Annotated in this window: 16 protein-coding genes; 14 read left to right on the forward strand and 2 right to left on the reverse strand. The window is 67.0% G+C overall.

Features of this window, described 5'->3' with window-relative positions; translation table 11 throughout:
* Positions 1-24 precede the first annotated feature (24 nt).
* From dapB to AC5P6A_RS08255, 5 genes are all read left to right on the forward strand, one after another.
* Positions 25-753, forward strand: coding sequence for a 4-hydroxy-tetrahydrodipicolinate reductase (gene dapB, locus AC5P6A_RS08235; RefSeq protein WP_031270820.1), 729 nt, complete (start codon positions 25-27; stop codon positions 751-753).
* A 289-nt stretch (positions 754-1,042) separates the two neighbouring features.
* Positions 1,043-2,170, forward strand: a complete 1,128-nt coding sequence (carA, locus tag AC5P6A_RS08240) for a glutamine-hydrolyzing carbamoyl-phosphate synthase small subunit (RefSeq protein ID WP_031270821.1) — start codon at positions 1,043-1,045, stop codon at positions 2,168-2,170.
* A gap of 148 nt (positions 2,171-2,318) precedes the next feature.
* The gene (gene carB / locus AC5P6A_RS08245) at positions 2,319-5,561 is read left to right on the forward strand and encodes a carbamoyl-phosphate synthase large subunit (RefSeq protein WP_019661462.1); all 3,243 of its coding nucleotides are present in this window, start codon (positions 2,319-2,321) and stop codon (positions 5,559-5,561) included.
* A gap of 8 nt (positions 5,562-5,569) precedes the next feature.
* The gene (gene greA, locus AC5P6A_RS08250; RefSeq protein WP_026347191.1) at positions 5,570-6,034 is read left to right on the forward strand and encodes a transcription elongation factor GreA; all 465 of its coding nucleotides are present in this window, start codon (positions 5,570-5,572) and stop codon (positions 6,032-6,034) included.
* Between the two features lie 4 nt (positions 6,035-6,038).
* Entirely contained in the window at positions 6,039-6,956 is a 918-nt protein-coding gene (locus AC5P6A_RS08255; RefSeq protein ID WP_019661463.1) for a hypothetical protein, read from the forward strand.
* A gap of 112 nt (positions 6,957-7,068) precedes the next feature.
* Here the strand turns inward: AC5P6A_RS08255 and AC5P6A_RS08260 are convergent, their stop codons facing one another.
* The gene (locus AC5P6A_RS08260) at positions 7,069-8,109 is read right to left on the reverse strand and encodes a DUF1176 domain-containing protein (RefSeq protein ID WP_164145173.1); all 1,041 of its coding nucleotides are present in this window, start codon (positions 8,107-8,109) and stop codon (positions 7,069-7,071) included.
* A gap of 158 nt (positions 8,110-8,267) precedes the next feature.
* On the opposite strand from AC5P6A_RS08260, the gene recJ reads away from it, so the two are divergent.
* The 9 genes from recJ to AC5P6A_RS08305 all read left to right on the forward strand — a co-directional run bounded on the left by recJ (position 8,268) and on the right by AC5P6A_RS08305 (position 24,929).
* On the forward strand, positions 8,268-10,025 hold the full coding sequence (gene recJ / locus AC5P6A_RS08265) for a single-stranded-DNA-specific exonuclease RecJ (RefSeq protein WP_495222288.1): 1,758 nt from the start codon (positions 8,268-8,270) through the stop codon (positions 10,023-10,025).
* A 146-nt stretch (positions 10,026-10,171) separates the two neighbouring features.
* Positions 10,172-13,084: a DUF2135 domain-containing protein gene (locus tag AC5P6A_RS08270; protein ID WP_495222289.1), complete on the forward strand. Its 2,913-nt coding sequence runs from the start codon at positions 10,172-10,174 to the stop codon at positions 13,082-13,084.
* A gap of 253 nt (positions 13,085-13,337) precedes the next feature.
* Positions 13,338-14,463 (forward strand): peptide chain release factor 2 gene (gene prfB / locus AC5P6A_RS08275; protein WP_134735681.1). Its coding sequence is split into 2 segments (ribosomal slippage): positions 13,338-13,412 and positions 13,414-14,463, totalling 1,125 coding nucleotides; the frame shifts between segments, so codons are not numbered across the junction.
* Between the two features lie 153 nt (positions 14,464-14,616).
* Positions 14,617-15,399, forward strand: coding sequence for a helix-turn-helix transcriptional regulator (locus AC5P6A_RS08280; RefSeq protein WP_495222290.1), 783 nt, complete (start codon positions 14,617-14,619; stop codon positions 15,397-15,399).
* Between the two features lie 701 nt (positions 15,400-16,100).
* Positions 16,101-17,486: an NAD-dependent succinate-semialdehyde dehydrogenase gene (locus AC5P6A_RS08285; RefSeq protein ID WP_332328748.1), complete on the forward strand. Its 1,386-nt coding sequence runs from the start codon at positions 16,101-16,103 to the stop codon at positions 17,484-17,486.
* A gap of 62 nt (positions 17,487-17,548) precedes the next feature.
* A complete protein-coding gene (locus AC5P6A_RS08290) occupies positions 17,549-19,189 on the forward strand; it encodes an acetolactate synthase large subunit (protein WP_134735679.1) in 1,641 nt (546 codons plus the stop codon).
* Between the two features lie 158 nt (positions 19,190-19,347).
* The gene (gene lysS / locus AC5P6A_RS08295) at positions 19,348-20,859 is read left to right on the forward strand and encodes a lysine--tRNA ligase (RefSeq protein WP_019661473.1); all 1,512 of its coding nucleotides are present in this window, start codon (positions 19,348-19,350) and stop codon (positions 20,857-20,859) included.
* A gap of 205 nt (positions 20,860-21,064) precedes the next feature.
* Positions 21,065-22,204 carry a cyclic di-GMP phosphodiesterase response regulator RpfG gene (gene rpfG, locus AC5P6A_RS08300; RefSeq protein WP_019661474.1) on the forward strand — a complete coding sequence of 380 codons (1,140 nt, stop codon included), beginning with the start codon at positions 21,065-21,067 and terminating at the stop codon, positions 22,202-22,204.
* 1 nt (position 22,205) lies between these two features.
* Entirely contained in the window at positions 22,206-24,929 is a 2,724-nt protein-coding gene (locus tag AC5P6A_RS08305) for a response regulator (RefSeq protein ID WP_495222291.1), read from the forward strand.
* A 12-nt stretch (positions 24,930-24,941) separates the two neighbouring features.
* On the opposite strand, the gene rpfF is transcribed toward AC5P6A_RS08305, so the two are convergent.
* Entirely contained in the window at positions 24,942-25,811 is an 870-nt protein-coding gene (rpfF, locus tag AC5P6A_RS08310) for a diffusible signal factor synthase RpfF (protein WP_012480080.1), read from the reverse strand.
* Positions 25,812-25,908 lie beyond the last annotated feature (97 nt).

Genomic DNA, 25,908 nt, shown 5'->3' on the forward strand with positions numbered 1-25,908 from the left:
GCGTGCTGCCGCTAGCCTGCAGGCATGAACCAGACTCCCCTGCGATTGCTCATTCACGGCGCCTCCGGGCGCATGGGCCAGGCCCTGCTGCGGCTGGCCGCCGAACATCCCGAAACCCTGCAGATCGTGGCCGCCGTGACCGGCCGTGCGCCGGCGCAGCGCGTGGTCGACGGCGTGCCGTTCTTTGGTGCCAGCGAACTGTCCGGTGCGCCGGTGTTCGACGTGGCCATTGACTTCAGCCTGCCGGAGGGCTTCGACCCGATGCTGGCGCTGTGCGTGGAACGCGGCGCGGGGCTGGTGTCGGGTACCACCGGCATCTCCGGCACGCAGCGGCAGGCGCTGGATGCAGCAGCGGCGAAGATCCCGTTGGTCTGGGCGTCGAACTTCAGCCTGGGCGTGGCGGTGCTGGACGAGCTGGTGGAGCGCGCCGCGCAGGCGCTGGCCGGCTGGGACTGCGATATCGTCGAATCGCACCACACGCAGAAGAAGGACGCACCGTCAGGCACCGCGCTAACCCTGGGCGCGGCCGCGCAGCGCGGCGGAGCGGAGCCGCATTACGCGAGCCTGCGTGCTGGCGACATCGTAGGCGAGCATCTGGTGCAGTTCACCGGGCTGGGCGAGCGCATCGAGCTGGTGCATAGGGCCACCAACCGCGACATCTTCGCCCGCGGTGCGCTGTTCGCCGCCCGCCAGCTGCAAGGCCGGGCCCCGGGCAGCTACCGGGTGCGCGATCTGCTGGACGGGCCGCGTTAACCGGTAGCGCCGGGCCGTGCCCGGCGTCGGTGTCGGTTCCGCCGGGCATGGCCCGGCGCTACCAGCGGGCGCCGCATACGCCGCCGGATTGAAATGAATGCGCAATCGCCTGTTCATATAGCGCGATAACCGCTGGCGCGAGCGCCCCGGCAGCGCTACAATTCGCACTCGCCGAATCACGAAAGCCGGACCGGTCCCAGACCGCACGTCCGCGCTTTTTTGCAACCGGATTTCCGTGAAGCGCAGGCGTGACTTCGGCAGCCCCCTCGGTAGCCAAAGTGAGATTCCCGTGACCCAAGCCGCAATCCTCGTCCTCGAAGACGGCACCGTATTCGAGGGCGAATCCGTAGGCGCGCCCGGCCTGTCCGTCGGTGAAGTGGTGTTCAACACCGCCATGACCGGCTATCAGGAAGTATTGACCGACCCGTCCTACGCCCGGCAGATGGTCACGTTGACCTATCCGCATATCGGCAACACCGGCATGACCGACCAGGACGATGAAGCGTCCAAGGTATGGTCGGCCGGTCTGATCGTGCGCGACGTCCCGCGCCGTCCCAGCAACTGGCGCAGCCAGCTGTCGCTGCAGGACTGGCTGATCCAGCGGGGCGTGGTCGCCATCGCCGGCATCGACACCCGCAAGCTGACCCGCATCCTGCGCGAGAAGGGCGCGCAGAACGGTGCGCTGATGGCCGGCGACATCGACGTGGAAAAGGCACTGGAAGCCGCCCGCAAGTTCCCGGGCCTGAAGGGCATGGATCTGGCCAAGGTCGTCACTACCGAGAAGACCTACACCTGGACCGAGGGCCAGCTGGACCTGGACGCCAATGCTTTCGTCAGCGTGCCGGCCCGGTTCAAGGTCGTGGCCTACGACTTCGGCGTGAAGACCAACATCCTGCGCATGCTGGCCGAGCGCGGCTGCGAAGTGACCGTGGTGCCGGCGCAGACCCCGGCCGCTGAAGTGCTGGCACTGAAGCCGGACGGCGTGTTCCTGTCCAATGGCCCGGGTGACCCGGAACCGTGCGACTACGCCATCGACGCGATCAAGGCCTTCATCGACGTGAAGATCCCGACCTTCGGCATCTGCCTGGGCCACCAGCTGCTCGGCCTGGCCTCTGGCGCGAAGACCATGAAGATGGGCCATGGCCACCACGGTGCCAACCACCCGGTGCAGGACCTGGACAGTGGCCGGGTGATGATCACCTCGCAGAACCACGGTTTTGCGATCGATGAAGCAACCCTGCCGCCTACCCTGCGCGTGACCCACCGTTCGCTGTTTGACGGCACCAACCAGGGTGTCGCCCGCACCGACGTGCCGGCGTTCTCGTTCCAGGGCCATCCGGAAGCATCCCCGGGCCCGCACGATGTCGGTCCGCTGTTCGACCGCTTCGTGGCGCTGATGGAGCAGGCCAAGGCGTGATCAGTACGCCGCCGGCCTGCCGGTGGCGTCGCGATGGACCGTAAACCCCGCATCGCTGCTGCCCCTGGCGCGGCGCTGCGGATCAAGATTCCTGATCGACAGCGTGCGATCACCCCCCTTGTCACGCTGTACTGACTTAGAGAAGAAAATGCCCAAGCGCACTGACCTCAAGACCATCCTCATCATCGGTGCTGGCCCGATCGTCATCGGCCAGGCCTGCGAGTTCGACTACTCCGGCGCCCAGGCCTGCAAGGCCCTGCGTGACGAGGGTTACCGCGTGGTGCTGGTCAACAGCAACCCGGCCACGATCATGACCGACCCGGAGATGGCCGACGCCGTCTACATCGAGCCGATCAACTGGCAGACGGTCGAGAAGATCATCGCCAAGGAAAAGCCCGATGCGCTGCTGCCGACCATGGGTGGCCAGACCGCGCTGAACTGCGCGCTGGACCTGGCCGACAACGGTGTGCTGGAGAAGTACAACGTCGAACTGATCGGCGCCAAGCGCGAAGCGATCCGCATGGCCGAAGACCGCGAGCTGTTCCGCGTGGCCATGGGTGAGATCGGCCTGGAATGCCCGACCGCCGCCGTCGCCCACACCCTGGACGAAGCGCTGGAGATCCAGACCCGCGTCGGCTACCCGACCATCATCCGCCCCAGCTTCACCCTGGGCGGCAGCGGTGGCGGCATCGCCTACAACCGCGAAGAGCTGGTCGAGATCGTCAGCCGTGGCCTGGAACTGTCGCCGACCACCGAAGTGCTGGTGGAAGAGTCGGTGCTGGGCTGGAAGGAGTTCGAGATGGAAGTTGTCCGCGATACCGCGGACAACTGCATCATCGTCTGCTCGATCGAAAACCTCGACCCGATGGGCGTGCATACCGGTGACTCGATCACCGTGGCGCCTGCGCAGACCCTGACCGACAAGGAATACCAGCGCCTGCGCGATGCCTCCATCGCCGTGCTGCGCAAGATCGGCGTCGATACCGGTGGCTCGAACGTGCAGTTCGGCATCAACCCGAAGACCGGCCGCGTGGTCGTCATCGAGATGAACCCGCGCGTGTCGCGTTCCTCGGCGCTGGCCTCCAAGGCCACCGGCTTCCCGATCGCCAAGGTCGCCGCCAAGCTGGCCGTGGGTTACACCCTGGACGAACTGAAGAACGAGATCACCGGTGGCCTGACCCCGGCCTCGTTCGAGCCGTCGATCGACTACGTCGTCACCAAGATCCCGCGTTTCGCCTTCGAGAAGTTCCCGGCCGCCGACGCTCGCCTGACCACCCAGATGAAGTCGGTGGGCGAGGTGATGGCGATGGGCCGTACCTTCCAGGAGTCGGTGCAGAAGGCCCTGCGTGGCCTGGAAACCGGCAAGGTCGGCTTCGACCCGACCGGCCTGGACCTGGCCAACGAAGACGACCTGCAGACCCTGCGCCGCGAGTTGAAGGCGCCGGGCCCGGAGCGCCTGTTCTTCGTCGCCGACGCGTTCCGCGCCGGCATGAGCGTGGAAGAGATCTACGCACTGTCGTTCATCGACCACTGGTTCCTGGACCAGATCGAGGAAATCATCGCTGCAGAAGGCGAAGTCGCTGCCGGTGGCATCGACGCGCTGGACGCCGCCCGCCTGCGCAAGCTGAAGCGCGCTGGCTTCTCCGATGCGCGCCTGGCGCAGCTGACCGGCACCAATGAAGCCGCCATCCGCGCGCTGCGTCGTGCGCACAAGGTGCGCCCGGTCTACAAGCGCGTGGACTCCTGCGCCGGCGAGTTCTCCACCGGTACTGCCTACCTGTACTCGACCTACGAGGACGAGTGCGAGGCCGCGCCGAGCAACCGCGACAAGATCATGATCCTGGGTGGTGGCCCGAACCGCATCGGCCAGGGCATCGAGTTCGACTACTGCTGCGTGCACGCGGCACTGGCGCTGCGCGAGGATGGCTATGAAACCATCATGGTCAACTGCAACCCGGAAACCGTGTCGACCGACTACGACACCTCCGACCGCCTGTACTTCGAACCGCTGACCCTGGAAGACGTGCTGGAAATCGTCGAACTGGAGCAGCCGAAGGGCGTGATCGTGCAGTACGGCGGCCAGACCCCGCTGAAGCTGGCGCGCGCGCTGGAAGCCAACGGCGTGCCGGTGATCGGCACCAGCCCGGACTCGATCGACCTGGCCGAAGACCGCGAGCGCTTCCAGCAGCTGGTCGACAAGCTGGGCCTGAAGCAGCCGCCGAACCGCATCGCCCGCAACGACCAGGAAGCCCTGCTGCTGGCCCGCGAGATCGGCTACCCGCTGGTGGTCCGCCCGAGCTACGTGCTGGGTGGCCGTGCGATGGAAATCGTCTACGGCGAAGCCGACCTGGCCCGCTACGTGCGCGACGCGGTGAAGGTGTCCAACGATTCGCCGGTGCTGCTGGACCGCTTCCTCGACAACGCCGTGGAGTGCGACGTCGACATCATTGCCGATGCCCAGGGCAACGTCCTGATCGGCGGCGTGATGGAGCACATCGAAGAAGCCGGCGTGCACTCGGGCGATTCCTCGTGCTCGCTGCCGCCGTACTCGCTGTCGGCTGAAACCCAGGCCGAGCTGCGCCGCCAGGTGGTGGAGCTGGCCAAGGCCCTGAACGTGGTCGGCCTGATGAACACCCAGTTCGCGATCCAGACCAGCGACGAGGGTGCCGACACCATCTACCTGCTGGAAGTGAACCCACGCGCCTCGCGCACCGTGCCGTTCGTGTCCAAGGCCACCGGCATGCCGCTGGCCAAGATCGCCGCGCGCTGCATGGCCGGCAAGAGCCTGGCCGAGCAGGGCGCGACCAAGGAAATCGTACCGGACTACTACTCGGTGAAGGAAGCGATCTTCCCGTTCGCCAAGTTCCAGGGCGTCGACCCGATCCTCGGGCCGGAGATGCGCTCCACCGGTGAGGTGATGGGCGTGGGCCGCAGCTTCAACGCCGCCTTCGCGCGTGCGCAGGAAGCCGGTGGCATCAAGGCACCGCCGGTCGGCAAGGCCTTCGTTTCGGTCCGCGACCCGGACAAGAAGCGCGTGCTGCCGGTGGCCAAGGCGCTGCTGGCGCGTGGCTACAGCCTGGTCGCGACCCGTGGCACTGCCGCGTGGCTGCAGCAGCACGGCATGGACTGCGAGATCATCAACAAGGTGGTCGAAGGCCGTCCGCACATCGTCGACTCGATCAAGAACGGCGAGATCGTCTACATCGTCAACACGACCGAAGGTCGCTCGGCGATCAACGACTCGTTCTCGATCCGTCGCGAGGCGCTGCAGCATCGCGTCACCTACTCGACCACCATTGCCGGCGCCAAGGCGCTGGTGGATTCACTGGAATTCCGCGGCACCGGCCCCGTCTGGTCGCTGCAGGAGCTACACAAGGAGTTGAATGCATGAGAGCCCCCATCACGATGAAGGGCGCGCAGAAGCTGCGCGACGAACTGGATCACCTGAAGTCGGTCAAGCGCCCGAAGGTGATCGCCGCCATCGCCGAAGCGCGTGAGCATGGCGACCTGAAGGAGAACGCCGAGTACCACGCCGCGCGCGAGGAACAGGGCTTCATCGAAGGCCGCATCAAGCAGCTGGAAGGCGAGCTGTCGCACGCCGAGATCATCGACGTGAGCAAGCTCAACGCCGGCTCCAAGGTGGTGTTCGGCGCCAGCGTGACGCTGGCCGACGTGGAAACCGACGAAGAGAAGAAGTACCAGATCGTCGGTGACCTGGAAGCGGACATCAAGCTGGGCCTGATCGCGATTTCCTCGCCGGTGGCGCGCGCGATGATCGGCAAGCTGGAAGGTGATTCGATCGTGATCGACGCCCCGGCTGGCCAACGCGAGTACGAGATCGTCAGCGTCAGCTACGTGGACTGACACGGTGGCAACGGCGACCCTGCTGTTGCCGGCCCGCAGCCGCTTTGCCGCGGCTGCGTTGCCGGACGATGTGGCACGTGCGCTCGGCCGTGCCACGACCGTGCAGGTCGCGCCGGGCGAACGCGCGCAGCTGACGCGCCATTTTGCGGTTGCCGCGCCGCACTGGCCGGTGGCCGCGTTGACCCGCCAGCGCGACGTCGGCGATGCGGCCGGCGCCAGCTGGCTGCGTGCCGATCCGGCCTGCATGGTGCCGGACATGCATGGCGCGCGGATGATGGCCTACGGCGAAACGCTGCGGCCGACGCTGGCCGACAGCCTGGCCCTGCTGCCGGTGCTGCAGCCGTTGTTCGCCGATGCCGGATTCGTGCTCGACGCACCGGACCCGTCGCGCTGGTACCTGCGCCTACCGATCGACCTGGCCCTGCCGGACTTCGACAGTCCGGACGAGGTGCTGGGCGATGACCTGTTCTCGCATCTGCCGGAGGGCGAGGGCGGCCGTCGCTGGCGGGCGCTGATGACCGAGGCGCAGGTGCTGCTGCACAACCATTCCTGGAACCAGCAGCGCGCCGCGCAGGGGCAACAGCCGATCAATTCGCTGTGGTTCTGGGGCGGTGGCGTGATGCCGGTGTCGGTCAGCACGCCGCACGCACAGGTGCGCAGCCGCGATGCCCTGCTGCAGGGCCTGGCCCTGGCGGCTGGCGTAGCCGTCGATGGCGAGCAGGCGGTGGATGCACTGGTTGACCTGCGCCAGCTGCGTTCCCTGCAGCAGCTCGGCAACGATGCGATCCGTCCGCTGCTGGCCGCGCTGAAGCGCGGCGAGCTGCAGCGGCTGGTGCTGGATTTCGAGGACGGCCTGCAGTTCCAGCTGGATCGCGGACAGCGCTGGCAGTTCTGGAAGAAGCCGCGCCAGCTTCACGACTGATCGGGGCTCGGCCGAGCGGGGTCGGATCCGTTTTCCATCGGAAACGGCGCTGACCCCCAGGGTTTGCCGGGGTTGCCGGCCAGCGGGCGGCACTATCGCAGGTAGCGGCGCCTCAACGGACCTCGCTGACCACCGTCGGCAGCGTCCAGTGCCCACCCGCAACGCCCCGGCACTGCCCGGTGGTGAACTCGCTGCTCTTCACGAATCGCGCGCCATCCCAAGCCCAGTCGTGGCCGGAGAAGCAGTCACCGACGCCGCGCCCACGGAAGCGACCGCTCAACGTAGCGTCGTCGCGATCGAAGTCTTCTGCATCGGACGTGACGAAGCGTGCTTCGTACGGCGGCTTGTCCTGCACTACCCAGTAGCCGCTGCTGAAGTTGTAGGCACCCACGAAGCAGCTGGTGCTTGTCAGCAGATGTTGGGCGTCCAGTCGCTGGATCTCGATCTCATCCGTCCCGCCCTCGCTCAGGCGGCCGCACTCATCCGGTTTGGGCAGGCTGGCGATCAGTGCCTTGCGCAGGCCCGGTGCTTTCGCCAGTGCCGCGTCCGAGGCGCGCGGTGCCACCAGCGTGCCGCGCACGATCACTGGCACCGGCAACGCCGCAGGCACGCCTGCTTCGGGCTTGTCGCCACGCCGCACCAGCGCACCGGGGGTGCCCAGCCGGCCCTGTGCCTCGTCCATCTTCAGCAGTACGGCCGCTGCACCGCGGTCGGAGATCGGCCAGGCCTTGCCCTTGCCGTCGATGATCTCGATGCGTGCCTGGCGCGGCAGTGCGGCGACCAGTGCATCGGTCTGTGCCTGCTGCAACAACACTTTGTCCCCGTCGCCGGTGTCGCGCACCGGGCCCAGGTCCTTGCCGTTCAGGCGCAGGCGCAGCGCCCCGGTCGGCGTCGCGCTTTCGCCATCCTCGCCATTGCGCAGCCGCGCGAGCACCTTCGTACCCGGGCCGCCGGCGCGCTCAAGCATCAGGCTGAGCAGGTTGCCGCGTTCTTCCGGACTGTAGCCGGCGGCGCGGCAGGTGCGGGTGTTGTCACAGGCCAGCGACCAGTCGTTGTGTTCGAATTCGACCCCGGGCCTGGGCTCAGGCGTCGCGGAGTGGGCGGCCGGGGCCACGGTGAGTGCCATCAGCGCGGTCAGCAGGGTGCGGGTCATGGATGGAAGTCCGTTCCAGGGCAGGCAAGCATGGAAGATGCGGTCGTGAAATCCAAATGCTGCTGGCCGAAGAGCCAGGGTGCCTCGTCAGCAGCGGTAGCCGACCGGGAGAGTGGTGCACGTTATGATGTGCAGGTCTTTCGTAACCGGCGATGCCGATGTCCCTTGCCGCCGATGCTGTGCAGCCCGCCTCTGATACGCCGATGATCCGCCGCCGCGATGCGGTCGTACCCGGCAGTTGGCCGGAGGGCACGCTGCCGCTGCTGGCGCGTCTCTATGCCAGCCGGGGTGCGGGCACACCGGAGTTGGCGCAGCCGAAGCTGGGCAATCTGCACGCGCCTGAGCTGCTGACCGGCATCGATGATGCGGTGGGTCTGCTGATCGAGGCCATCGCCAACGACAAGCGCATCCTGGTGGTCGGCGATTTCGATTGCGATGGCGCCACCGCCTGTGCGGTCGGCGTGCGCGGTCTGCGCATGCTCGGTGCGCAACACGTCTTCCACGCGGTGCCGAACCGCATGGTGCATGGCTATGGCCTGTCACCGTCGCTGGTGGAAGAGTTGGCCGCGCTGCAGCCGGACCTGCTGGTCACGGTCGATCACGGCATCGCCTGCCATGCGGGCGTGACCGCGGCCAAGGCACGCGGCTGGCAGGTGCTGGTCACCGACCATCACCTTCCCGGGCCGCAGCTGCCGCCGGCCGATGTCATCGTCGATCCGAATCTGGACGGTGATGCGTTCCCGAGCAAATCGCTGGCAGGCGTCGGCGTGATCTTCTACGTGCTGATGGCGCTGCGCCGGCACATGCGCGAGGCAGGTGTCTTTGCGGATGGCAAGGGCCCGGACCTGACCACGCTGCTGGACCTGGTGGCGGTCGGGACCGTTGCCGACCTGGTGGCGCTGGATCCGAACAACCGGGCACTGGTCAGCGCGGGCCTGCGCCGTCTGCGCGCAGGGCAGGGCTGTGTGGGCCTGCGTGCACTGATCGAAGCCAGTGGCCGGGATGCCGCGCGACTGACCGCCACCGACATCGGCTTCGCACTCGGCCCGCGCCTGAACGCCGCGGGCCGGCTGGAAGACATGGCGCTGGGCATCGCGCTGCTGCTGACCGAAGACCCGCGCCAGGCGCGCGAGATCGCGCAGACGCTGGAGCAGATCAATGCGGAACGGCGCGCCGTGCAGCAGTCGATGACCGATGACGCCGAGCAGGCGTTGACCCGGGTGGTGCTGGACATGGCCGGTCAGCGACCGGTGGCGGCCTGCCTGTTCGATGCTGACTGGCATCCGGGTGTGGTCGGCCTGGTCGCATCGAAGATGAAGGATCGCCTGCATCGCCCGGTGATCGCCTTCGCGCCGGCCGAACCCGGCGCCGACACCCTGCGAGGCTCGGCGCGCTCCATTCCCGGCCTGCACATCCGTGACGCCCTGGCGCTGGTCGATGCGCGCCATCCGGGCCTGATCGAACGCTTCGGTGGCCACGCCATGGCGGCCGGCCTCAGCCTGCGGCGTGACCACGTCGATGACTTCAAGGCCGCCTTCGTCGCGGTGGTGCTGGAAATGCTCGATCCGGCGGCACTGCAGCAGCAGGTGCTCAGTGACGGCGAGCTGGCCGCGGACGAGCTGGACCATCGCCACGCCGACGCGTTGCGCCTGGCCGGACCTTGGGGCCAGGGCTTCCCCGAACCGTTGTTCGACGGCTACTTCGAAGTGGCCAACTGGCGCGTGCTGAAGGAGCGTCACCTGAAGCTGGAACTGCGCCTGCCGGGCGTACCCGGCACCATCAATGCCATCCATTTCGGCGGCTGGCACGGTAACGCGCCATCACGTCACGTCCACCTGGCCTACCGGCTGGCCTGCGACGACTATCGCGGCGGCAGCGCCATCCAGCTGATCGTGGAGCACTGCCTGCCCGCATAGAAAAAGGGGACGGAGGGGATTAAGCCGCTTTTGCCTTGTATGCCAATTGCGACTTAATCCCCTCCGTCCCCTTTTTGGGGGGGGGCGCCAACCCCATTACGGTTGCTGGTGCGTTCAAAGGTCCACGATCCCACTGGAGCCCGGTCATGGTCTTCGCCCGTTGCTGCACTGTGTTGTTGTTGGCCCTTGCGGCCTGGCCCGCTGGCGCACAGTCGCCGACGATCTCCCGGCCGCAGTCCGCCACGCCGCTGCTGATCGCGCCGGCGGCTGAGCAGCCGGTTCAATTACGACAAGCCCGCATCGAAGGCGAAGTGCAGGCCGGCATCGCCCAGACCCGGATCACGCTGGAATTCCACAACCCCAACCGGCGGGTACTGGAGGGCGAGCTGCAGTTCCCGCTGGCCGATGGCCAGCAGATCAGCGGCTTCGCGCTGGATATCAACGGCGAGATGCGTGACGCGGTGCCGGTGCCCAAGGACCGCGGCCGCCAGGTGTTCGAGGAGATCGCGCGTCGTGGCGTCGACCCGGGGCTGCTGGAACAGACCGCCGGCAACCAGTTCCGGCTGCGCATCTATCCGCTGCCGGCCGGCGGCAGCCGGCGCGTGCAGCTGGTGATCCGCGAGTCGTTGGCCTTCGCCGGCCAAGGCTGGCAGTGGACGCTGCCGCTGCAGTTTGCCGCCGGTGCAGCCTCGGTTGAGCTGAAACTGCAGGCCCCCGTCACGGCCACCGCGGGTACGGCGCCATTCCGCATCAGCGCGGGCCAGCTGCAGTGGCAGGGCAGGGGTGCGCAGCTGCCGCAACAGCTGCAGTGGCAGCTGCCGGCAGCCCGCCAGGCACAGGTGCAGGTGGCGCCCTGGCAGGACGGCCATTACCTGCTGGCGCAGCTGCCGGTGGCGGCCAGCAGCACGCCGCGCACGTTGCCCAGTGAGATCGGGTTGCTGTGGGACGGCTCCGGCTCGGCGGGGCAGCGTGACCGCACGCGCGAGTTCGCCCTGCTGGATCGCTACTTCGCCGCGATGGGTGACGGCACCGTGGCCCTGACCGTGCTGCGGGATCGCGCCGAACAGGTGAGTCGATTCCGTATCCGCGCCTGCAACTGGAGCGAGCTGCGCGCAGCCCTGCAGGCCGTGCGCCCGGACGGTGCCAGCGCGCTGGCCCAGTGGCAGCCGCAATCGAGCGTGAGGGAATACCTGCTGGTCAGTGATGGCCTGCTGACCTATGGGCCGGAACAGCTGCCGGCGATGGCGCCGGATCAACGCCTGTTTGCGGTCAGCAGCGCCGGCGCGCGCACCGATGCCGTGCGACTGCGGGGTTGGAGTGAGGCGCATGGCGGTCGCTTCGTCGCGCTGGGCAAGGATGTCGATGCGGCGGCGCACGCGTTGCTGGCATCGCCGCTGGATGTGCAGGTCGATGCGGGACGCGGCGTGCAGGATGTAGTGATCGATCGGCGCAGTGAAGCCGACGGCTGGCTGTGGCTGCACGCACGACTGGCAGCCGACGGTGTGCCGATGCGGGTGCGCGTGGGTGGCGGCGAATGGCAGGCGCTGCCGGCCACGCAGAAAAGCGATGACGGCGAACTGCTGGCCGGCCTGTGGGCGCAGGCGCGCCTGCAGCAACTGGCCGTCGACCGCCGCGGCAACCGCGAGGCCATGCAGCGCCTGTCGCAGCAGTTTGGCCTGGTCGGGCCGGACACCTCGTTGATCGTGCTGGAGACGCTGGAGGATTACCTGCGTCATGCCATCCGTCCGTCCGGCAAGCTGCGCGCGGACTACGACGCGCGGTTCGCACGGCAGGTGACAGACCGCGCCGCTGCTGATCGCCAGCGCCTGGATGAGCTGGCGGCACGCTGGAAGGAGCGGCAGCAGTGGTGGAACCGCAGTTGGCCGAAGGGAGCGCCGCCGCAGGTGAAGGGTGGGGCACTGGAAGTGGCCTCCGCGGACTACGCGATGGAATCGGCGCCGGTGGCGACGCTCGCCGCGCCGCCCCCCGCGGCACCGCCCGTCCCGGCACCGATGGCCGCCGCCGCCGAGCAGCGCATGGAAGCCAGCAGCGCGCGTGCACGTCGCTCGGCGCCTGCATCGAACAAGGCCCTGGATTCAATCACGGTCACGGGTGGCCGTGTCGCTGCGCCCGCTGCCGCCAACGGGGGCGAGCTCGGCATCCAGCTGGCGGCCTGGCAGCCAGACTCGGCCATCGCCCGGCGCCTGCGCCAGGGCCCGCCGTGGCAACTGTATGACCGCTACCTGGCCGAGCGCGATGCCCACGCCGACAGCAGCGCCTTCTTCCTTGATGTGGCCGACCTGCTGCTGGCGCAGGGTCGGCGCGATCTGGCGCTGCGTGTGTTGTCGAACCTGGCCGAGATGGACCTGGACAATCGCCACCTGCTGCGCGTGCTCGGCTATCGGCTGATGCAGGCCGATGCCCCCGCGCTGGCGGTGCCGGTGTTCGAGCAGGTGCTGGCGATGGGCCAGGAAGAACCGCAGAGCTTCCGCGACCTCGGCCTGGCACTGGCGGCGGCTGGCAAGCCGCAGCAGGCGCTGGCGCCGCTGTACCAGGTGGTGGTGCGGCCGTGGGACAGCCGCTTCGATGGCATCGCCCTGATCGCCTTGGATGAACTGACCAATCTGGTGGCCCGCAGCACGCCCCGGCTGGATACCACCAGCATCGACCCGCGCCTGCTGCAGGCGATGCCGCTGGACCTGCGGGTGGTGCTGTCGTGGGATGCCGACAACAGCGACATGGACCTGTGGGTGACCGACCCGAACGGCGAGCGCGCCTACTACGGCAACCGCCTGACCTACCAGGGCGGGCAGATGTCGCAGGACTTCACCGGCGGCTATGGTCCCGAGCAGTTCTCGCTACGCAATGCCAAGCCGGGCAAGTACAAGGTGGAGGCGAACTACTTCGGCAGCCGCCAGCAGCTGGTGACCGGGGCGACGACGCTGATGCTGCGCCTGACCACCCACTGGGGCACGTCGAAGCAGAAGGACCAGATGGTCACGATGCGGTTGAAGGACCGCGCCGAAACCGTGCTGGTGGGCGAGTTCGAGGTTAAATAGTCAACTGCCCCAAGTGGCCGTCCGAGGGTGGACCAAAGAAGACCCTCGTCGACGCCGCTCTGGGGCAAGGAGGCCCTGTGTGGGGTCGGCTGCAGCCTGGCCGGCTCCCCGCGCCAAGGCGGGTACCGCCTGCCTGAATGCAGCGCCGACACATCACGCTCGAGCCTCCCCGGCGCAGGCCCAGGCCCTCATTCCGGGCGCCCACGGCCTGCGGTATCATTACCAGTCATCTTTTGAATGCATAACCGCCGACATGATCGAACTGAATCCTGTCCGCCAGCGCATCACCGATCTGACCGATCGCGTGCTGTCGCTTCGGGGGTATCTTTGACTACGACGCCAAGAAAGAGCGTCTTGAAGAAGTAACGCGGGAGCTGGAAAGCCCCGACGTCTGGAACAACGCCGAGTACGCCCAGAACCTGGGCCGCGAACGTTCCAGCCTGGAAAAGACCGTGGGCGGCATCGCCTCGGTGCTCGATGGCCTGAACGATGCCACCGAGCTGCTGGAGCTGGCCGAGTCCGAGCAGGACGAGGACACCGCCCTGGCCGTGGTCGCCGACCTGGACAAGCACCAGGCCCACGTGGAGAAGCTGGAGTTCCAGCGCATGTTCTCCGGCGAGATGGACAATGCGGCGGCGTTCGTCGACATCCAGGCCGGTGCCGGCGGCACCGAAGCCCAGGACTGGGCCGAGATCCTGCTGCGCATGTACCTGCGCTGGTGCGAGTCACGCGGCTGGAAGACCGAACTGATGGAAGTGTCCGGTGGCGACGTCGCCGGCATCAAGTCGGCCACGCTGCGCGTGGAAGGCGACTATGCCTATGGCTGGCTGAAGACCGAGACCGGCGTGCACCGTCTGGTGCGCAAGTCGCCGTTCGACTCGGACAACCGCCGCCACACCAGCTTCACCTCGGTGTTCGTGTCGCCGGAAATCGACGACAACATCGACATCACCATCAACCCGGCCGACCTGCGTACCGACGTGTACCGTTCGTCCGGTGCCGGTGGCCAGCACGTGAACAAGACCGAGTCGGCGGTGCGCATCACCCACATCCCGACCAACATCGTCGTGGCCTGCCAGACCGGCCGCAGCCAGCACCAGAACCGCGACAACGCGATGAAGATGCTGGCCGCCAAGCTGTACGAGCTGGAGATCCAGAAGCGCAACGCCGAGAAGGACGCGGTGGAAGCCACCAAGTCCGACATCGGCTGGGGCAGCCAGATCCGCAACTACGTGCTCGACCAGAGCCGTATCAAGGACCTGCGTACCGGCATCGAGCGCTCGGATACGCAGAAGGTGCTCGACGGCGACCTGGACGAGTTCGTCGAGGCCAGCCTGAAGGCCGGCCTGGCCGTGGGCTCCAAGCGCGCCGATGCCTGATCGGCGCGCCTGCGCGGATATCGTCACCCTCGTGCGCAACGCCGAGGGTGGTCGAGCACGCGTCCTGTAGAGCTGAGCCATGCTCAGCTGCTTTTCGCGGGGTAGCAGATGCGTCGAGCATGGCTCGACGCTACAACGGGCACGGCGGTAGCGATGATGCGCAGCGAAAGTGAACGCAAGGAACTGGGCGGTTTCCTCAAGGCCTGCCGCGCCCGTGTCGATCCCGCCACGCTCGGCCTTCCGGCCGGGCGCCGGCGTACCCCGGGCCTGAAACGCGAGGAAGTCGCGCTGGCGATCGGGGTCAGTGTCAGCTGGTACACCTGGATCGAGCAGGGCCGTGAAGTGCGCGCCTCGCCCGAGGTGCTGGAGCGGCTGGCGCAGGTGCTGCGCATGAGCGACGACGAGCGCGCCTACGCGTTCGCGCTGTCCGGCTACGGCCTGCCGCTGGAATCACCGGACGAGAGCGTGACCGACGGCTTGCGCCAGCTGGTGGAGGCGATGCAGCCGATCCCGGCCTATGTGCGCAACACCCGCTTCGATATCCTGGCCTGGAACCCGGCCATCGCCGATCTGTTCGTGGACTACAGCCAGTTGGCGCCGCACGAGCGCAATACGCTGCGGCTGATGTTTCTGTACCCGCCGTACCGCACGCTGATCCTCAACTGGGAAGAAATGACCCGCGGCCTGCTGGCAGGCTTCCGTGCGGCGATGGCGCAGGCCCCGGACAAGGCCCCGTTCCTGGCGCTGGTGGAGGACATCGCCGCGCACAGCGAGGAGTTCCGCCAGTGGTGGCCGGAGCACGATGTGCGCCGGTTCGATGAGGGTGCGAAGAAGCTGAACCATCCCACGCGGGGGTTGCTGGACCTGCAGTACGTGGCGCTGGTGCCGGAGAGCCGGCACGATCTTTCCCTGGTGACTTACCTGCCGCGGAAGTAGGGGGTGTTCGGCAGGGCTTGCAGCCCTGCACCCGCAGAGGCTTCAAGCCAAGGCAACAGCAACAGCAACAGCGAGCATCCTTGGGATGGCGGGGCGGTGTGGGCTGGCAGGACACGCCGTGAACCCATCCATGGGGGCTCGATGGCACCATCCATGGCGCCAACGGTCCTGCCAACCCACACCGCCCCGCCTCAGACAAATTTCGCGCGGCTGTTGGTAGGTGTCGACCTTGGTCGACACATCTGTCAGATATCGAAAGAAATTCCGGGGTCAGATCCCAAGAGTATTCCCGACAGATCGCGGAAATCTGTCGAAGGCGGGGTGGGTCCGGTTGCGGGGGCGTGAGCGCCATGGATGGCGCGACCGAGGCTACATGGGTGAGGGCGCTTTGCTTGCGAAGCACTGCTTCGCAAGCGCCCGAACGCCCAGCCGCCGGCGGCTGGGCCGGACCCCGGAGGGGGATTCACGCCGTCCCCCGCAACCGGACCCACCCCGCCATCCCACGGAATGCAGGCCTTTGACCTTGACGTTGCCCTGGCCTCTGCGGGTGCAGGGCGCAGCCCTGCCGGCACCTATCCCCCTTCAGACAGGTAAGTGCAGGTCACAGGATAAGCAGACGCCTTGTTGCCTCCGCCATTCGGGTCCACATTCCTGCGCAGGAGACGGGCCACCGCCCGTTGTCGAGACACCAGGAGCCCTGCATGTCCGCTGCCCCCACCACCGCCATTTCCCGCGATCCGGCCACCGGCCGGCAGATCGCCAGCCATCCCTTTGCCACCGATGCCGAGCTGGAAACAATCCTCGATCGCGGCCAGGTTGGCTTCGCCGCCTGGAGCACGAGGAGCCTCGAACAGCGTGCAGACGTATTGCGTGCGATGGCCGCGGTACTGCGCCGCGACCGTGAAAAGCTGGCTGCGCTGGCTACCGCCGAAATGGGCAAGGTCCAGGCCGAATCCCTGGCCGAAATCGAGAAGTGCGCCGTGCTGTGCGACTGGTATGCCGACCACGGTGCGCAGTTCCTGCGCGACGAGCCGACCCAGGTGCCCGACGACAAGGCCTACGTGTCCTACCTGCCGCTGGGCGTGGTGCTGGGCATCATGCCGTGGAACTTCCCGTACTGGCAGGTGATGCGCGCGGCGGTACCGATCCTGATGGGCGGTAACGGCTTCCTGCTGAAGCCGGCCGAGAACATCGTCGGCACCGCGCAACTGCTCGATGCCGCCTGGCGTGATGCCGGGCTGCCGGAAGGCACCTTCATCGCCGCCAACATCAGCCGCGAGGGTACCAGCCGTGCGATCGCCGATGACCGCATCGCCGCCGTCACCCTGACCGGCAGCGTGGCCGCCGGCCGCAGCATCGCCGCCCAGGCCGGGCAGGCACTGAAGAAGGTAGTGCTGGAGCTGGGTGGCTCGGATCCGTTCATCGTGCTGGCCGACGCCGATCTGGACGCCGCCGTAGATGCCGCGGTCGCCTCGCGCTTCCAGAACACCGGGCAGGTCTGCATCGCCGGAAAGCGCATCATCGTCGAAGACGCGGTCTACGACCGTTTCGTGGCGCAGTTCTGCCAGAAGGTGCAGGCACTGAGCATCGGCGATGGCCGCGACCCGGCCAACCGCATCGGCCCGATGGCCCGCCAGGACTTGCTGGAACAGCTGGATGCGCAGGTACGCGCCTCGGTGGAGGCCGGCGCGAAGCTGCTGGTCGGCGGCCATCAGCTGGATCGCCCGGGCGCGTTCTACGCCCCCACCGTACTGGCCGACGTGGAGCCGGGCATGCAGGCCTTCGATACCGAGACCTTCGGGCCGGTGGCCTCGATCAGCCGCGCCCGTGATGCCGACCACGCGGTGGAACTGGCCAACCAGAGCGAGTTCGGCCTCAGCGGCAACCTGTGGACCGGCGACCGCGCCCGAGCCATGCAGCTGGCCCGCCGGCTGCAGACCGGCGGTGTGTTCGTCAACGGCTTCTCCGCTTCGGACCCCCGCGTGCCGATCGGCGGCGTGAAGAAGAGCGGCTTCGGCCGCGAGCTCTCGCACTTCGGCATCCGAGAATTCGTCAACGCGCAGACAGTGTGGTTCGACAAGCATTGACACGCGGCTCTCATCCTTCCTGCAACGATCCACCATCAGTCCAGCACAAAGGACGGCATCCGATGTCCAAGGGTTCAGATCTGCTCGTCGCCGCACTTGAGAACGAAGGCGTCGAGCGCATTTTCGGTATTCCCGGCGAAGAAAACCTCGACGTGGTCGAGTCGCTCCGCCATTCCAGCATCGAACTGGTCATCACCCGCCACGAACAGGCGGCGGTGTTCATGGCGGCCACGTATGGCCGCCTGACCGGCAAGCCGGGCGTATGCCTGGCAACGCTCGGTCCGGGCGCGCTCAACTTCACCACCGGCGCCGCCTACGCGCTGCTCGGTGCGTGGCCGGTCATCATGATCACAGGCCAGAAGGGCATCGTGGCCAGCAAGCAGGCACGCTTCCAGATCGTCGACATCGTCAGCACGATGAAGCCGCTGACCAAGCAGGCGCGGCAGATCGTCTCGGCGCGCACCATCCCGACCATCGTCCGCGAAGCGTTCCGTGTGGCCCAGGAGGAGCGCCCGGGCCCGGTGTTGCTGGAGCTGCCCGAGGATATCGCCGCCGATGAAGTAGAAGGGGTGTCGCTGATTCCGCCGCATGCGGTGGAGCGGCCGATTGCCAGCCCCGAGGCGCTGGACCGCGCCGCGGAGATCATCCGCAATGCCAAGCGGCCGTTGCTGATGATCGCTTCGGCGGCGTCGCGGCCGCAGTCCAGCGAGGCGCTGTCGGCGTTCGTACTACGCGCCGGCATTCCGTTCTTCACCACGCAGATGGGCAAAGGTGCGGTGGCCGGCGGCTCGGGCCTGTACATGGGTACCGCGGCGCTGACCGAACGCGACTACGTGCACATGGCCATCGACCAGGCCGACGTGATCGTGACCATCGGCCATGAGGTCACCGAAAAGCCGCCATTCGTGATGCGTCCAGGCGGGCCGACCGTGATCCATATCGGCTACTCGCAGGCGGCGGTGGAGCAGGTGTACTTCCCGCAGGTGGAAGTGATCGGTGACATCGGCCGTTCGCTGACCCAACTGGCCGACCGCATCGAAGGCGCGGTGCCCCATGCCGATGCGCTGCTGCCGTTGCGCGCGACCATCCTCGAGCACCTTGCCGATCGCGCCGAGGACGCTGGTTTCACCCCGCAACGACTGGTGCACGACGTGCGCCAGGTGATGCCGCCGGACGGCATCGTGGCGCTGGACAACGGCATGTACAAGATCTGGTTTGCGCGCAACTACCGCACCCAGGTGGCCAACACATTGCTGCTGGACAACGCGCTGGCGACCATGGGCGCGGGCCTGCCGTCGGCGATCATGGCCTCGATCCTGTACCCGCAACGGCGGGTGCTGGCGGTGTGTGGCGACGGCGGCTTCATGATGAACAGCCAGGAGCTGGAGACGGCGCGCCGGCTGGGCCTGAACCTGGTGGTGCTGATCCTCAACGACGGTGCCTACGGCATGATCCGCTGGAAGCAGGCGGTGGATGGTTTCACCGACTACGGCATGACCTTCAGCAATCCCGATTTTGTGAAGTATGCCGAGGCCTATGGCTGCAAGGGGCATGAGGTGACGGCCATCGAGCAGTTCGTCCCGACCCTGGAGGCGGCCTTCAACGAGGGCGGGGTGCACCTGGTGTCGGTGCCGGTGGACTATTCGGAGAACCAGCGGGTGCTGGTGGATGAGTTGCGGCAGGCCTTCCCCGGCAACAGGTAGACATCCAGGGCCAGGCAGGGTCCCGGAGGCGGTCAGATTCCTTTGCGCAGCAGGGGGATCTGACCCCTCTCCCGGCTGGGGCTGGACGGTTTTGGTATGCTGGGCAACCGGCTGTGCCGGGCGCAAGATCCCCCTCACTACACGATTCCCGCAGATCCATGAGCGAAGCTACCGATACCCCCCCCGTCGACGAAAACAAGTTGATCGCCGAGCGCCGTGAGAAACTCAAAGCGCTGCGTGGGCAGGGCATCGCGTATCCGAACGATTTCCGTCGCGAGGACTTCGCCGGCCGCCTGCAGGAAGAGTTCGCCGATGTCGAACAGTGGACCGCCGAGGCGCTGGAAGGCAATGGCCGCCAGGTGAAGATGGCCGGCCGCCTGATGGCCAAGCGCATCATGGGCAAGGCCAGTTTCGCGCAGATCCAGGACGAGTCCGGCCGCATCCAGTTGTTCCTGCAGGGCACGGTGCTGGGCGATGCCTATACCGCCTTCAAGGGCTGGGACGTGGGCGACATCATCGCCGTCGAAGGCGGCCTGACCCGCACCAGGACCGGCGAGCTGTCGGTCAAGGCCGAATCGATCCGCCTGCTGACCAAGTCGCTGCGCCCGCTGCCGGACAAGTGGCATGGCCTGGCCGACGTCGAGCAGCGCTATCGTCAGCGCTACGTCGACCTGATCGTGACCCCGGAATCGCGCGCGGTGTTCATCAAGCGCTCGAAGATCATCCGCGCCATGCGCGCCTGGCTGGACAGCCGCGACTTCCTGGAAGTCGAGACGCCGATGATGCATTACATCCCCGGCGGCGCGGCGGCCAAGCCGTTCACCACCCACCACAACGCGCTGGACCTAGACCTGTACCTGCGTGTGGCGCCGGAGCTGTACCTCAAGCGCCTGACCGTGGGTGGCCTGGAGCGCGTTTACGAGATCAACCGCAACTTCCGCAACGAAGGCGTCAGCACCCGGCACAACCCGGAATTCACCATGATGGAGCTGTACGAGGCCTACGCCACGTACAACGAGATCATGGACCTGACCGAAGGCGTGATCCGTGACGTGGCCAAGGCCGTCAACGGCAGCACCGAGGTCGAGTGGGACGGGGCGAAGATCGACCTGGGCCCGGCGTTCCGCCGTTGGCGCATGGACGAGGCGGTGCGCCACCACAACCCCGAGATTTCCGTCGCCGACTGCACCGACCGCGACGCGCTGCTGCGCCATTGCGAGCGCTTGAATATCCGCGTCAAGCCGTCCTACGGCTGGGGCAAGCTGCTGCTGGAGATCTTCGAGGCCACGGTCGAGCACACCCTGATCCAGCCGACCTTCATCACCGACCACCCGGTGGAGGTCTCGCCGCTGGCTCGTGCCAACGACAACGACCCGGGTTACACGGATCGCTTCGAGCTGTTCGTCAACGGCAAGGAGCTGGCCAACGGCTTCTCCGAACTGAACGACCCGGAAGACCAGGCGCAGCGTTTCCAGGCCCAGGTGGCCGCGAAGGAAGGCGGCGACGACGAGGCGATGCACTACGACGCCGACTACATCCGTGCGCTGGAGTACGGCATGGCCCCGACCGGTGGCCTCGGCATCGGCGTGGATCGCCTGGTGATGCTGCTGACCGGCAGCAGCTCGATCCGTGACGTGCTGCTGTTCCCGTACATGCGTCCGGAGCAGTAAGTCGTCTTTTTGACCCCTGTTTGTGCGCGCCGTCGCGAAATGAGACGGCGCGATTGACGCCTCCCGCACTCGGCGTATCGTTAATGCACTACCTTGACGTCTGTTATGGCTTGATCGGCGCCAAGGGGAGTGCGCATTGTGGAGAGTCCGCTTCACAATGTGATGACGATCATGAACCGGGACGCATGACACGGGAGTCGGGCCGATGCAGGGTGCGAGCGTTCGCAGCGGCAGGGTATCCTCGCCTGCTGATGATCCAGCATGGTCGAGAAACCAGGCGGAGTACGCGTTGAACATCGTCATTGTTGACGACCAGACGTCCGCGCGGACGATGCTGCGTCATGTCATCGAAGACATCGCGCCGGAACTGAGCGTGCATGACTTCGGGGATCCGCTGACCGCATTGGCCTGGTGCGAGGCGCACCCGGTCGACCTGCTGCTGCTCGATTACCGCATGCCGGAGATGGACGGGCTGGAGTTCGCCCGCCGTTTCCGTCGCCTGCCCAAGCACCGCGATATCCCGGTGATCCTGATCACCGTGGTCGGCGACGAGCCGATCCGGCAGGCAGCGCTGGAAGCGGGGGTCATCGACTTCCTGGTCAAGCCGATCCGCCCGCGCGAACTGCGAGCGCGCTGCTACAACCTGCTGCAGCTGCGCCAGCAGACCGAGAACGTGAAGCAGCGCGCGTTGTCGCTGGAGCAGCGCCTGCTGGCCAGCATGCACGAGGTCGAGGAACGCGAACGCGAGACCCTGTCGCGATTGGCACGGGCGATCGAGTTCCGAGATGCCGGCACCAGTGCCTACCTCGAACGCATGGCGCGCGTGGCGGGGCTGATTGCCGAGCAGCTGGGCCTGCCCGAAGACGACGTGCGCCTGATCGAGATGGCCGCACCGCTGCATGACATGGGCAAGATCGCCATTCCCGACGCGGTGCTGCTCAAGCAGGGCAAGCTCAATGACGAGGAGCTGGCGATCATGCGCCGGCATCCACGCATCGGCCACGAGCTGCTTAGTGGCAGCCAGAACCGTTTCATCCAGGTGGGCGCGCTCATCGCGCTGCGCCATCACGAGCGCTATGACGGCAGCGGCTATCCCGACGGCCTGGTCGGCGAAGCGATCCCGCTGGAAGCGCGGATCGTTGCTGTCGCCGATGTCTTCGACGCACTCATCTCACCCCGTCCGTACAAGGAAGCATGGACCATGGAAGCCACACTGGCCTATCTGTACGCACAGCGTGGCCGCCTGTTCGATCCACGCTGCGTGGATGCGCTGATGCGCGGCCGCCAGCAGTTGATGGACATCTGCGCCCAGCACTCGACGGCATCGACGCGACCGGGTGGGTGACATGCAGGACCTGTTCGCACGCGTGAAGCGCCGGCTGGCGCAGCGTCCGGATTCGGAACATGGCCAGGCGATCGTGCGGGTGGTGCTGATCTCGCTGATCCTGATCTATGTTCTGCTGTCCGGTGCCCGCCTGCACCGGTTGGATCAGTACCAGGGCGTGCTGGCAACGGTAGTGACCGGCCTGGGCCTGTCGCTGCTGCTGTTCGGCTGGCTGCTGTGGAGGCCGCAGCGCTCGGACCCGCGACGGGTGGCCGGGATGCTGGCCGATTACGGACTGATCGCGATCGGCATGATCCAGATGGGTGAGCCGCTGGCGTGGGTGTATGCGGTGGTGATGTGGGTGACAGTGGGCAACGGCCTGCGCTTCGGGCCGCGGTACCTGGCCGCTGCCGTCGTGCTGGCCATGGCCAGTTTCGGCACTACGGTGCTGTTGACCCCTTACTGGCAGGCCAACCTGGGCCTGGCGGTTTCACTGTGGCTGGGGCTGTTGGCGGTACCGTTGTGCTGCTCCTCCCTGCTGCGCCGAAGGATGCGACATCCGACCATGGATACGATGCCCGCCACTGGCTCCGACAAGCGCTCGCTGCTGGCCCGCTTCAAGCAGCGCCTGTCCGGGCGCGAGGACAGCGAGCACGCGCAGAACCTGATCCGCATCATCATCACGGCGCTGTTCATCAGCTATCTCGGCTGGCGCTCGCTGAGCGGTGGCGGTGAGGCGCTGACTGCGACGTGGCTGATCCTCGCCTTCGAGCTGACCATTTCCGCAGGCCTGCTGGCCGCGATCCTGGTCAATCCGGGCGTGTCGCATGTGCGCCGGGTGATCGGCATGCTGACCGACTACACCTGCATGGCCTGGATCATGACGATCCAGGGCGAGCCGGCCGCACCGCTGTATGCGGTGATGCTGTGGGTCACGATCGGCAACGGCATGCGCTACGGCAGCACCTACCTGCGCGTGGCCACGGCCATGGGCTGCCTGGCGTTCCTGTGCACGGTGATGCTGTCGCCCTACTGGCGCAGCCACGACTATCTGGGCTGGGGCCTGCTGCTGGGCCTGGGCGCGATTCCGCTGTACTTCGATTCGCTGTTGCATGCCTTGACCCGGGCGGTGGCCGAGGCGCGCCAGGCCAACGAAGCCAAGAGCCGCTTCCTGGCCAACATGAGCCATGAGTTCCGCACGCCGCTGAACGGGCTGGCGGGCATGACCGAAGTACTGGCCACCACCCGCCTGGACGACGAACAGCGCGAGTGCCTGAACACCATCCAGGCCTCGACCCGCAGCCTGCTGGCGCTGGTGGAAGAGGTGCTGGACATCTCCGCGATCGAAGCCGGCAAGGTGCGCGTGGAGTCGCACGAGTTCGCACTGGCCGACGTGCTGCAGGCGATCAACCTGATCCTGACCCCGCAGACCCGCTCCAAGTCGCTGGACTATCGCGTGCAGGTGGACGACAACGTGCCGCCGCGCCTGCTGGGTGATGCCGGGCATCTGCAGCAGATCCTGCTGAACCTGATGGGCAACGCGGTCAAGTTCACCGACAGCGGCTACGTGCATCTGCGCGTGTCGAGCCCGGACGCGCCGGGCAGCCAACGGATGCGCCTGCGATTCGAGATCGTCGATACCGGCATCGGCGTGCCGGTGGCGCTGCGTGGGCGCCTGTTCAATGCCTTCGAGCAGGGTGATGTCGGCCTGGCCCGTCGCCATGAGGGCACCGGCCTGGGCACGGCCATTGCCAAGGGCCTGGTCGAGTCGATGGGCGGGCAGGTCGGCTATGCACGGAACAGCCCGCGCGGCAGCGTGTTCTGGGTCGAGATCACGCTGGACGTCGCAGAGACCGCATCAGCCCCGGCGGTTCCGTCCGAGGTGGCTGAAGCCGGCAATGTCATCGCGTTTTCCAACCCCTTCCTGCGCCATCGTGCACGGGTGCGCAGCCTGCGGGTCCTGGTGGCCGACGATCACGAGGCCAACCGCATGGTGCTGCAGCGGCTGCTGGAGAAGGCCGGCCACAAGGTCACCTGCGTCAACGGCGGCGCCGAAGTGCTCGATGCGTTGGAGCAGGCCAGTTACGACGCAGCGATCGTCGACCTGCACATGCCCGGCATGAGCGGACTGGATCTGCTCAAGCAGTTGCGGGTGATGCAGGCCAGCGGCATGCCTTACGTTCCGGTCATGGTGCTGAGCGCAGACGTCACCCCCGAGTCCATCCTGCGTTGTGAGCAGGCCGGCGCCCGCGCCTTCCTTGCCAAGCCCGTGGTGGCCACCCGCCTGCTGGAAGTGCTGGCCGATGTCGCCGCCAACACCCGCGCCGAGCCCGGCATCCAGTCGGTGCCTGCATTGCCGGTCGGCGATGGCGTGCTCGATACCGCGGTGCTGGACGAGCTGGCGTCGCTGGGCATGGGCGATGGCTTCGAACGCAAGTTCATCGACCAATGCCTGGCGGACGTCGACGCGAGCATGGGCCAACTGCAGGGCTGCGGCGAGCGCCAGGCCTGGGAGGATTTCCGCGAGCATGCACACGCGCTGCGCGGTGTGGCGAGCAACCTGGGGCTTGTCCAGGTTGCCGCCTCCAGTGGCGAAATCATGCGCATGGCGGACTGGCAGCTGAAGGGTGAATGGAGCGCCCGCCTCAGCAACCTGGCGACCGCTCTGCGCAACGGCAGGAATGCGTTGGATGCCCGTAGTGCGGGGGCACCGCACCGCGACGACAGCGAGCGCAGCCCGTCCTGACCCGCCAGACGATCAGGCCGGGTCGCCATTGCGTCGGGCCTGCGCCCGTACCAGCCGGTCCATGGTGCGCAGGGACTTCTCGCCGAGCTGCATCGCAGTGTCTACCCAGATCTCGGTGATCCGCATCATTTCATGCAGCGGCACCATGGTGGCGATCTCGTTGACCTCACGCATCGCCGCCCAGGCGTGCGGGATGCGTCGGCTTTCCTTGATCACCTGTTCGACTGCGGCAACACCTTCGCCCACCGGCACCACGATGTCGACCAGGCCCATTTCCTTCAGCTGGCTGGCGGTGTAGAGGTTGCCTTCCAGCATGATCTTCTCCGCCAGCCGCGGACTGATCCGCTGGCACAGGAAGGAGTAGGCGCCCATGCCGGGGAACAGGTCGAACAGCACCTCCGGCAGGCCCATCAACACGCCTTCCTCGGCGACGATGGTGTGGCAGCTCAGTGCGGCCTCGAAGCCGCCCCCCAGTGCATTGCCCTGGACCAGGGCGATGCTGTGGGCACGGGTGCCCAGGCCGGCATGGAAGGCATGCACGCCGCGCACGCAGCGCTGGGCATAGTCGAGCAGGCGAGCGCGGTCGCCCTCGCGGATCAGGCGGCAGAACAGTTCGAGATCGCCGCCCAGGTTGAACACGTCGCTGTCCGAGGCAAGTACGACATGGGGTGACAGAGCATGCGAGGCGCTGAGGCGATCGCCCAGTTCGCGCTGGTAGTCGACGATGTCATCGACCAGGCGCGAGGCGAAGCACGGCCGGCCTGGCTGGTTGACCAGGTTGGCGTGCATATGGATCCAGTAAACGTCCCGCTCGGGTTCTTCGGTGATACGCAGGGTAGGGTGCTGCGAGGGACGGGTAATGATGGGGCGTACTGCAGACATGGGAGTTCTCCGTGTGACCGTCCGGCCAACCGCAGAGCGGACGGAGAGGAGTGAGGGGGCGAGCTGAACATGCGGCGGCGACTGATTCTATGCACCC

This window comes from Stenotrophomonas sp. YJH_SMC_20 (genome assembly GCF_059367845.1).